Source organism: Paenibacillus sp. GCM10027626, assembly GCF_042676285.1.
Taxonomy (GTDB): Bacteria; Bacillota; Bacilli; order Paenibacillales; family Paenibacillaceae; genus Paenibacillus_Z.
In genome coordinates this window covers 160,680-172,178 of the sequence record NZ_JBHTHC010000007.1, presented here as the reverse complement: position 1 = coordinate 172,178, position 11,499 = coordinate 160,680, and the positions used below count along the sequence as shown (strand labels likewise).

Annotated in this window: 7 protein-coding genes; all 7 read left to right on the top strand. The window is 46.6% G+C overall.

Annotated features, from left to right (window positions below):
- Positions 1-227: 227 nt before the first annotated feature.
- The 7 genes from ACFQ0N_RS15500 (at position 228) to ACFQ0N_RS15470 (ending at position 11,442) form a co-directional block, all read left to right on the top strand.
- Positions 228-1,160 carry an AraC family transcriptional regulator gene (locus ACFQ0N_RS15500; RefSeq protein ID WP_379327616.1) on the top strand — a complete coding sequence of 311 codons (933 nt, stop codon included), beginning with the start codon at positions 228-230 and terminating at the stop codon, positions 1,158-1,160.
- Positions 1,161-1,265: 105 nt separating this feature from the next.
- Positions 1,266-2,546, top strand: coding sequence for a DUF455 family protein (locus tag ACFQ0N_RS15495; RefSeq protein ID WP_379327614.1), 1,281 nt, complete (start codon positions 1,266-1,268; stop codon positions 2,544-2,546).
- Between the two features lie 137 nt (positions 2,547-2,683).
- Positions 2,684-3,877, top strand: coding sequence for a GntR family transcriptional regulator (locus ACFQ0N_RS15490; protein ID WP_379327612.1), 1,194 nt, complete (start codon positions 2,684-2,686; stop codon positions 3,875-3,877).
- 167 nt (positions 3,878-4,044) lie between these two features.
- Complete coding sequence (locus ACFQ0N_RS15485) at positions 4,045-4,947, top strand: carbohydrate ABC transporter permease (RefSeq protein ID WP_379327610.1); 903 nt, start codon at positions 4,045-4,047, stop codon at positions 4,945-4,947.
- Positions 4,948-4,958: 11 nt separating this feature from the next.
- The gene (locus ACFQ0N_RS15480; protein ID WP_379327608.1) at positions 4,959-5,858 is read left to right on the top strand and encodes a carbohydrate ABC transporter permease; all 900 of its coding nucleotides are present in this window, start codon (positions 4,959-4,961) and stop codon (positions 5,856-5,858) included.
- Between the two features lie 128 nt (positions 5,859-5,986).
- Positions 5,987-7,378, top strand: a complete 1,392-nt coding sequence (locus ACFQ0N_RS15475; protein WP_379327606.1) for an extracellular solute-binding protein — start codon at positions 5,987-5,989, stop codon at positions 7,376-7,378.
- A 131-nt stretch (positions 7,379-7,509) separates the two neighbouring features.
- Positions 7,510-11,442 (top strand): malectin domain-containing carbohydrate-binding protein, encoded by a 3,933-nt coding sequence (locus tag ACFQ0N_RS15470; protein ID WP_379327604.1) that lies wholly within the window; start codon positions 7,510-7,512, stop codon positions 11,440-11,442.
- Positions 11,443-11,499 lie beyond the last annotated feature (57 nt).

The following is an 11,499-nucleotide window of genomic DNA, read 5'->3' as shown; positions in this document are numbered from 1 at the left end:
AGCTTGATATGGCAGGCATTATCTATCCGTGCTCCAGTGAACATAACGCCGGCAACGCGTTCGTGAATGCGTGAACGAGAAGGAACGACATCTTCGCAAAACCCCCTTGAGGGGGTTTTTAACGATTGTGCGTGTCGTTTCAGCTGTTCTTATACGTGTTTCCGATTGTAAAATGAAGGTGCTGAACGTGAACGACAGGGCAGATCTCCTTGGGAAGGAGCAAACTCATGAAGTCGAAATATGATAAGCACGATGTAATCAAGCTTGAAGGCCCGAGGAACAAAACGGCCTGTTACTGGCCTGAGGAGATACGTTTTGAACTCCCTTTTCCAGTTTATTATGATAGATTTTTGTATATAAGCAAATTTTGGTATGAAAAGTGGTATACCCCAACTCAATTTCACGATCATTTCGAGTTATGTTATGTCTGTGAGGGGGAAGGTTGGTTCATCCTCGAAGGTATGATGTTTCCGGTAAAAAAAGGAGACATATTTGTTACCAAGCCTGGCGAGATACATTGCGGAGGCGCTGTGGTCAATGCGCCATTTCTTGTTTATGCGGTTGGTTTTCGGTTCGAACAGATGGCGGAGTTGGAAAAAGAATATTATAAGCTGAGTATACAACGGATTTCCAACGATTCGGATGAAGTTGTAAGACCGTTTCTGGATAACATTATGAATGAAATAGAAGCGGACTCAGCGTATGCACACCTTATGGTTCGATCCTATATGAGTGCGATGCTGACGATCATTTTTCGAATTTATGAAAGACATCATGGATTAACTAAAGAGAAGACGAAGTCGTTGACACCGGAGATGATGCACGTTCTAAATTTAGTTCATATGGACATGAATTTTATGGGGAAGATTGATAAGATCGCAAAGAGGGTGAACATGAGCAGGTCGAATCTCGACAGAGAGTTTAAAAGTCAAATGGGAGTTGCACTTGGAGAGTATGTCCGGGGTGTGTGGGTGGAAAGAGCAAAACAGTTGCTAATACAGTCCAGCGAATCCATTACATCGATCTCTGAAAAGTTGCATTTTGACTCCGTCCAAGCTTTTTCTATGTTTTTTAAACGTCAACTTGGATTGTCGCCACAAGCGTTTAAGCGGCGAATCAATGTTGATGAAATGCAAGTCTCAGACAAGTTGAAATCCTGATGAAAAACGTGAAATACTGTATGAAATTCAGTAAAGCTCCTTTACATTCTTGACCTTATACTAAAGGTGAAATTCATATCTCATGTGGTAAAGGAGTTTGATCCAGTGATTGCTTATTTTAGCTCTGAAGAAGCATTAAAAAAATTGAAGTTGTTTTTTTCTTTGGAATTCGATTTGATCCGTCATACGATTGGCTATTGTCCTCGCATCCCGCGATATCTCGACAAATGTCAATTCGTTCGACATGTCTATGAGGATTTAAAGCGAAGCCGCATGCTCAGAGAAAGAATTCAGGATTTCGGACTCGCACAACCAGAGAAGCAATTAAACGAAGCATGGACGAACTTGGTTCGCCATCTGATGAGCGCGGCGGATGCCGACTTGTTTATCGCAGCATTTTACCGCGTTGTGAAGGTCGAGCAAGTTGCGGCTTACAGAAGTTATATTCTGAATGCGCTTCGTTTGAATGACGCTCCGTCGGTGGAAGTTTTCGAAGATCATCTCCCGGCGATGGAGAGGCAGCTTGCTTGGGGAAAACAGTTCGTGGAAGCGGGAAGCATTTCGGCTGACAAAGAACGCGAAGTTATCAAGTTCGAAATTGAAATTCGTGATCATATTGCAAGGTTGGGGAATTTATATGGAGGCAGCTCACAGGAAAACGTCAACATAGAAACGGAATACCCGGATTATGCGGTGCCTGCCGAGATGGAACTGGAGCCCAGGTTTGTATGGAGAAGCGCTGAACGAATTTACGATTCTGTGAATCAAAGTGAAGAGCATCCGACGCACCACTCCTACACTCATTTTACAGAGTTGCCAATTATCGATTTAGTAGCAAACATCGTTTATGACGGTAAACATATGCCGTTTGAATATCTTGCAGATTTTATTCGCCAAGCCTGGGATGAAGCACGACACTCGCAAATGGGGTTTTCACGTCTGCGATCCATGGGTGTTGACCCGTATCAAGTTCCAATTCCTGTTGGACATTACAAAGCGTATACTTCAGTACCGCTACTTGAAAGAATTGCAGCCTTGACGCAGGTTGGAGAGGCTTGTTCGTTCGTACCTAAAAAACAATGGACGAAAATGGCTATTGAGCACAACGATCTGCTTACCGCACTCGAACATGACTATGATATCGTTGATGAGAAAAACCACGTTAAATTTGGTGTTAAATGGATTAATGAGTTGATCAAGAAAAATAATGAAACCCGTGATTTTAAGCAGATTGTTCAAGATGCTGAATGGAAGGTCAGAACGGGAGTAAACGAACTAAAGAAGGAGAAAGGAGAGAAATGGCAAGCTGATCTTGGACCACGCTTTGAAGGTTGCCAAGTCAGCAATTCTCCGTTAAATCTCGCACCGAATATTATTATTGCATAAGCTTGCACAAAGGAGTCCCGAATAGCACTGGTGCAGAACCGTTGGAGAACGTACTGTTCTCCGACGGTTCTTTCAATTTGCAATCATATCATTTAAGTATATAATGGTCTTAATATATTAGGGTGGTGTTTCCTGAAATGTCAGATAAGAAACCATTATATCAAAGTATTGTCGATCATTTTATACAGCTAATTGAAGGGGGAGAATTGGTTCCGGACAGCAAGCTGCCATCCGAAAAAGAACTGATGGATTTTTTTGGCGTGAGCAGAATAACGGTGATCAAGGCTCTGGATGAATTGTCTCATTCCAGCCATATATACCGGGTGAAGGGAAAGGGAAGCTTCGTCTCCGAAAACAGCAAGAACGATGTTCGAATCGATGGCTCTTCGGCAAATGGCGCGCTTGAAGACGCTTCGATGAAGATTTTCTCGGTCGTGCTTCCTTATAGCGAGCAAATCGGATATGAAATATTGCGTGGCGCGGAAAAAGAATTTGAAAAAATCGGCGGCTATGTTACGACTCACAACTCCGAGTACAAGCCTGATCGTGAGCGGGAAATCATTCAAAAATTAAGGGCCGACAAGGTTAGAGGCATCATTATCTATCCGTGCTCCAGTGAACATAATATTGATTTATTTGGCGATATGCTGATAGATGGATTTCCTTTTGTCATGATCGACCGTGAGATCAAGGAACTCCACACCCCTCACGTTTATTCTAATAACTTTCAGGGGAGCTATGATATTGTCTCTTATTTGATCGGATTGGGGCATCGCCATATTGCTTTTGTCTGTTCCAGATTACGGGAGGTTACTTCGATTTTCATGCGATACAGAGGGTATTGCATGGCCCAAATCGATGCCGGCATTACGCTCCAACCCGAATTGCTGATCAGCGACTTGATTTCCTCGGACGATCCAGCCGAAAATAATCCATTGGAATACCCGGAACCGCACTTTTTGGCGGCATCACGGGTGATAGAGCGTTTAATGTCGCTGGAGCAACCGCCTACCGCTATTGTGGCCGATAACGATTACTCGGCTATGTTTCTCATGAAAGCAGCGATGAAAATGGGCATCAGCATTCCGTCTCAATTATCGATTACCGGCTTCGACAACCTTCCCTTTAGCAATCATATGGATGTTCCTTTAACGACAGTGGAACAATCCTTCACCAAGATGGGTGAGATGGCCGCGCGGATGTTAATTGAGCGGGAGGGGGGCCTTCAGACCGAATCCAATGAAGTGATACTAAAAACGAATATCGTCATTCGAGAATCAACCGCAGCCCCAAGGTCCGAAAAAATACATTGGCCCGCCCACAGTGAATGACATAACATGTTATGATTGATCGATTTAATTTTTTTTGATTTTTTAAGTGACAGCGCATACATTTTGCTCTATAATGAGTAACTATAGATACATGATATGTCATGTAAGATGTAATGAGGCTTTAGTACTCAAACATAACATGTTAAATAAACATCTTGGGGGGAATTATGAAATCAATCGTGCAAAAGTCCAAATATGGAGCATCTCAACGTCGAATTCGAAATATCGAGGCATGGGCCTCGGTAGGACCTGTCATGGTCTACATGTTCATATTTTCTTTTTTACCGGTGATGTTTGTTATCTATCTTAGCTTTACGGAATGGAATGGAATAATTGGCTTACCGCAGTGGGTTGGACTTAAAAATTTCGTGAACTTCTTTTCATCCAGCCAATATTTAAATATTTTGTGGCAAACGGTTTATATCGGCGGCATCGGGCTGATTCTTGGGATGACGCTCCCCTTCCTGCTGGCGCTGCTGTTAAACCTGAAAATTCGGGGACAAAGCGCGTATCGGACGGTTTGGTATATTCCTGTAGTGACTTCATTTGCCGTCATGTCGCAAATTGTCATCGTTTTCCTTAATCCGATGGATGGTTCACTAAACAATTTTCTGTTGAGTATCGGTTTGCAGCGGGTCGATTGGCAACTTAGCACGTTCTGGATGGTCTTTTGGATTACGATTTTCATCCAATGGAAAGGAATAGGAGGCGGTGCGCTGCTGTTCCTGGCGGGGCTTCAATCCGTCGATCCGTCCGTGTACGAAGCAGCCAAGATAGACGGAGCGGGGAGATGGCGGCGCATGGTGTCGATCACCGTACCGCTGATGAAGCCAATGTGGGCATTCGTATTTGTAATGGGGATCAACGGAATGTTTCAGGTTTTCGAGCCCATTTATTTTATTACGCAAGGTGGACCGAAAGGTACGACGACTGTTATCGTTTACCAATTGTGGAAGGACGCCTTCGTGAACTTTCAGATGGGAATGGCGAGCGTTGGATCCGTCGTTATTTTATTGATTGTAATGGCTTGTACAATGGTCAGCTTGAAGTTATCCAAATCGATTTATTAGGTGGTGATCGTATGCAAAAGAGCGCTTTGATCAGGGGAACCGCGCATGTGATCTTATTTGCAGGCGGGCTTATGATGCTGTATCCGCTGCTGTATGCTTTATTTGGCGCCATGATGGATCCCTTCGAGTATTTAAGATCCTCAAGCTTGATACCAATTCCATCTCACTTGAATTTTTACAAATTTGCAGAGATGGTAACCTATAAAGATTTCCCCTATTGGATTCGCAATACGTTGTTCAGGATTACCTGGTATCTGGTCTTCATGGTCGTGACATCGGTCGTGCTCGGCTATTTTTTCGCCAAAGGAACGTTTGTCGGCAGAAAAGTGTGTTTCTACTTCATCTTGTCCACGATGATGATTCCATCCATTACAGCCATGATCCCTTCCTATGTGATGTATGCAAGATGGCCTTGGACTGGCGGTAATGATGTTTTTTTCGGTGGACACGGCCTGTTGAATTCATGGGGGGTCTTGCTCCTGCCCGGTCTCGTTTCCGTCATGTCGTTGTTCCTGACCAAGCAAATGTATGACACGCTTCCCGGCGAATATGAAGAATCGGCTCGTATGGACGGAGCAAGCACGTACCGCATCATTTTTCAAATCTACGCGCCTATGTTGAAGCCGGTACTTGCTGTGATTCTGATTACCGATTTCAATGGCATATGGAACGATTTCATGACGAATTTGATCTATACCGACAATCCAGGCCGCAATTTAACGACGATTTCTTATGGCATGACGAAATTGCCGAAACTGCTGAGCAATATTAAACTGCAAGAAAATTTCGTAAGCGATTACCCGGGGATATTTGCTGCTGCATTTATGATTGTATTACCGACAATCACGGTCTATCTGTTGGTTCAGCGCCATATTGTCCAAGGGCTGGCGATGTCGGGGCTGAAAGGATAAGGATAGAGACTACCGATTGGGGAGGTGAGGCCAGGAGAGGGAAGGTTGGAAGCGGAATCATCGGACAGTATATGCACAGGGCATGAGGGGATCATTACAGCTTGTATAATAGGGAGGTTTCATTTGACATGAAGAGATTGAAAATAACGATGATTTTTTTTATGCTTGCCGGGTTGTTGTTGACCGCGTGCAATAATTCGTCCCCATCCTCTAATGAATCAGGTTCACCGAGTGCCTCATCCGGTGCGACTGACAAAACTGCCGAAGGCGGGAAAGAACAGAAGGATGTTACCCTTGTCGTATGGGTCGGCGGCATGAACTCGAGTGAAGAGATTGAGGCGGATAAAGAAAAGAAAGAAAAGGAAGGCAAAAAGATAGAAGGTCAAGTGGCGGCTACATATAATTTGATCGCCGCGTTTGAGAAAGAACATCCCGGCGTGAAGCTGAAATTCGAAAATCATGGATGGGGCGAAGAATTGACCCAGAACGTTCAGAGGGCGGTTCTGGGCGGCACAGCTCCCGATGTTGTCGTGGGAGAATCGCAGGTGGGCGATTTTACTAGATTGGGTGCATTTAAAGCCCTTAACATTGACGATATGAAGGATGACATTATTTCGGGTACGTTCAAAGCGGCAACTAAGGATGGCGAAGTGTATGGCTTGCCTTTGAAGTCGGGAACATTCGCGCTTCAGTACAATCGGGATGTGCTGAGAAAAGCGGGATACGACCCGGATAAGGATATTCCGACGACTTGGGATGAATTGCTGAAGATGTCCGAAGAGATCACCAAGAAGGGCAATGGAGAATACTACGGCTTTATGATTGAACCCTCGCCGGGAACGGGAAGCATGTTCCGCTTCCATCCTTGGCTCCAGCAATTGGGCAGCGATTTCGGGACGTCTGAAGGAGATGTGTTATTTAATACGCCGGAAGCGTTGAAGGTATACGAGTTTCAACGCAACCTGTCGCTGACATCACCGCCGGGAGCCGCAGCGATGACCGATGAAGGGCAAATCCTATCGGCATTGCATAGCGGAAAAGTAGCGTTCCAGATCGACGGTCCGTGGCAAATCGATTGGGCCAAGGGCGATAAGTGCGATTGCGGCTACGCCAGAATGCCTGTACCGGAGGCTGGGAAAACCGGGAATTCGATTATCGGCAACCCGATCTACTCGGTGCTTCGGGATAGCAAGAATCCCGATCTAGCGGAAGCGTTCGTCAAATTTATTGCGTCTCCGGAAGGCCAAGCGATCCAAATGAGGGAAATGGCCATTTTGCCGGTTAACAAAAAAGCGATAGACCTGGTGCCGGATTATTTTACGCGTTATCCCGAGATGAAGGCGTTCTACGATGAACTCGAGCAATCAGTCAACTTGTCGCCGCTTCCAGAGTTCAAGAAAAATTCTTCCCAGATCATCGACATCTGGACGATATTGAAGACACTTGTGTTCGACCCGAAACAGGATATCAAGAAAGCTGCGGATCAGTCTCAGAAAGATGCTGAGGATCAATTGAAATAAGGAAAGGCATTCGGTGTGAGAAAAAAGGGGGGATGTTAACGTACTAACAATATCCCCCAATAAGGGGATCAGGGGATCAAGTGCCAGTTTGAAATGTGTTCAATGGTTATTAGAACAAGGAGGCTAATCTGATGAGTAGGAAGCTTTTTCGGTTTCTTATGGCTTTGATCTTGATCTTGGCGTTGATAGCCCCCGCCATGGACTCCGCGTCGGAAGCGGAGGCGGCAAGTCTCGGATCGACGATTTATGTGTTTGATCTCGATCAATACCGCGATACGGCGGACCGTACCGATTGGTACGACATGGAGTTGTTTGTCAGTACATTGCAAGGTATCGTCAACCAACAAGGCCCGAGGCTGTATATTCGCAACCATAAGTTTGGCGCTCCTTTCGGAGATGTGGCCACCTCTGAGTACAACAGCATCAATACTTATTGGTTGGACAAGTTTACACAGCGGGGGCAATGGTTGAGCGAAGCGACGGTTACGACGCTTTCAACGATTGAAGACCTTGTCTCTACATTCAATAGCACCATCAACGGTCTAATCCTATGGGATCCGAAAGTGGATGCAACCGTTAACGTGGCCACGACGATGGCCGGTTACGAAGGCGCTCCCATTGTAATGGCCGGCGGCAATTTGTATAACCGGTTGGTAAGCGCACCGAACAATTTGGCTGTGAAAACAGGCTGTTCCTGCAACCTGACGATAGCCAACGGAGGAGGGCCTTTCTCAGGCGCCAACGCGAAGACGGACGCTTATACATGGGCGAAAACCAACTATTTGGATACTGGAAAAGTGAATGCCGGCCTGCTTGGCTTTATTGAGGATGGGTTTGTCCGTCAACCGGGATCGATCAATCCGCAAAGTTTCGCCGTAGAGCGCGACTACCTTGTGAAAAATAAAGGGTTTGCTTTCGATCTGTCGCCCTGGGGAATCCAATCGGTCGACGGCAACGAGAAACCGGGCGATGCGCCTAACGAAGGAACGGGTACGAGCAATACGACAATTTCAAGAGACAGGGAAGTATTGTTATCCATTCTGCAATCCGCTTATTCGATTTGGGGTCAATATTGGCCAATCGAAATGATCGGATTCATTCCCTGGTGGGATAAATATTCTTCTGTCGGCAACAGGGGTTCGCACGATCCGGTATTCGGTGAATGGAAGAGCGTCGAGGAATTTTCTAAATACAACGTCCACATTACCAGCGCGATCGACACGCTTGGATATGGGAACGCTTCTTTCCATTCCTGGGCGCCGATCGGCACCGGTTTGAAAAATATGCCGCAATCGCCTGCCAGACCCGTGTTAGGAACGAATAAAACATATGTGCTGTTTTACATGGGTGATCATGATGGTGGGATGCTCCATCAATCGTTACCTTATATATGGGAAGATAAGGGAAGAGGCAAATATCCGTTAGCGTGGGGCGTCGTGCCGAACATGATCCGCGACTATCCGGACATCGCCCAGTACATGTACGATACGGCGACGCCTAATGACTATTTCTATGCCGGCTCTTCCGGAGCGGGTTACGCAAATCCAAGTTTTCTTCCAAGCCTGGACAATTGGACTACTTGGAGCGAACTGCTCTATAAACGGGCCGGTATGACAATGTCGGGCTTTATCAATAACGGGAACGCAGGCGCGCCAAACAATACCATTGAGCAATCCTATTCCAAGTATAGCGCGGATGGCATCACGGTTTCTGCAGCGACCGGCACCCCTGCTGTCCGCAATGGCAATATGGCGGTTATTACGAATAATTTGGGTGTGGATAGATATGACTTGAACTCGGCGGCAGCGACCATTTACAACGTAACTTCAGCATTGACGAATCCGGGTGGACAGAATAACTTTCTTACGATCCGCTCCTCGTTTGCTAGTCCTTCCTTCATTAATGACCTATATGAAAAAATGCAGGCGGATCATCCGTCCTGGAATTATGAAGTGGTCGATCCTTATAGCTTCTATAGCTTGATCAGGCAGGCCACTACATCCAATGCTAATGATGGTATCGTCCTGTCGGTTGATATGCCCGAACAAATGGTCGCCGGCTATGACTATGATGTCAATGTCACTCTTCGCAATGTGGGAAGTACGACATGGACGATGGGCACGAACGACCGGTTCGGCGCCAGTACGAGCAATCAATTCATCTGGAAAAACTTGAACGGCGGATATTCCATCGACGCAAAGAATCAAAGAGTATTTCTATCCCCAGGAGAAAGCATTGCACCGCAAGGCACGAAGAAGTTTACGTTTACGATAACGGCTCCGGCGACAACGGGAACGTATACGTTCAGCGGGCACATGGTACGTGACGGGGCCACCTGGGTGGGAACTCCATATACGAGATCTATTCCGGTCGTGGCGGCGTCAGGAGATCAGGCTATCGTCACTTCCGTCTCCGTGCCAATCGAATTGGCCGAGGGTACAACCGGAGCGGTAAGCGTAACTGTAAAAAATGTCGGTAGCACTACTTGGACAGCAGCAGGCAATTACCGGTTGGGATCAATTCCGGCATATGATTTAGATTTTAAAAAATCGATTGTAAACAGCATTATATGGACCGGATCTTCCGGCTGGGGATTCAGCAACTCCGAAACGAATCAACGGGCATTTTTGGCCGCTGAAGAATCCATTGCACCCGGTTCCAGCAAAACATTCGTCTTTAGCGTGCAAGCGCCGGCCAAACGAGGGGAATATGTGTTTTCCGGACGAATGGTAAAGGACGGGACGGCATGGTTCGGTCCGACGTTCGAGAAAGAGATTATGGTCGTACCATCCGTTCGTACCGGATTGGATGCGGCGTTGATAAACAGTGCTGCAGTTCCCGTTTATATGCCAGCCGGCTCGACCAGGCGGGTGACGATTTCTCTCAAAAACGTTGGAACGGAAACGTGGACTCTCACGGGAAATTACCGGCTTGGCGCGACAGCAGCAAACGAATTTAAGTTCAGCAATTTCAAAGACGGCGGCAGCAGTACTTCGGCCACGAATCAAAGGGTTTATTTGAACGCAGAGGATTCCATTGCTCCTGAAAGCGTAAAATCTTTTACTTTCGATATTACGGCTCCGACTGCGGCAGGGATGCATACGTTCTCGGTCGATATGATTCATGAGGGTACAGGTTGGGCGAATCAAGCCGTTTCCTTTAACGTGAACGTAACGAATGCCACGAATGATGCGGCATTCACAAGCGATAACATTCCGTTGCAAATGGCCGCGGGCTCCCAGCATTCCGTGGAAGTTGAAGTGGTGAATCGGGGCTCGTGGATATGGAATTCCTCAGCGAATTACCGCCTAGGTACACCGACGGGTAATGATTTTTCCATTGTGAAATTTAATGATGGCGGGTACAGCTCCGGTGCTGCGAATCAGCGCGTGTTTTTGAACAACAATGATTCTATTCGTCAAGGCGATAAAAAAATGTTCAGATTTGACCTCCAGGCTCCAACTGCGCCGAATACTTATAATCTGGTGCTGCGCATGGTGCAGGATGGGGTATCCTGGTTTGGCGATACAAAAACAATTTCGATTCAAGTCGTAAGCCCGAAAGTATACAGGGTTAATGCAGGAGGCAGCGGATTCACCGATGCCGGCGGGCGAGCATGGGTGGCGGATCAAGCATATTCATCCGTGCAAGGTTACGGATATACCGGAACGACTGCGACAGGCTCCACGGCAAATACAGTTACGGTTGTCGATAGTGACAATGACGATTTCCCTACAACACTGTTTCAAAGCGAAAGACATGGCAGTTCGTTCGGTTACCAGTTTGACGTGCCAAACGGGACGTACCGGGTTCGACTTGCGTTCGCAGAGCTTGCCAATACGCAATCTTATCAACGCCAGTTTTCCCTGCAGGCCGAAGGGAATGACATCTTGTCCGGTTACGACATCTATAAGATGGTGTACGACCGCATTGCTGGCGGACAATATCGGGGTCAGCGCTTCGAATTTACGGTCGATGTGGCGGACGGGCAGTTAAATCTGGATTTTAACGGGCAAACAGGCGACGCGCTGGTGAACGGTATTGAGGTAGAACGTCTCTACTAACAATGAGAAAAGAGAAAAGAGAAAAGAGATAAGAGCAAATCGAAAGGAGCGAGTATT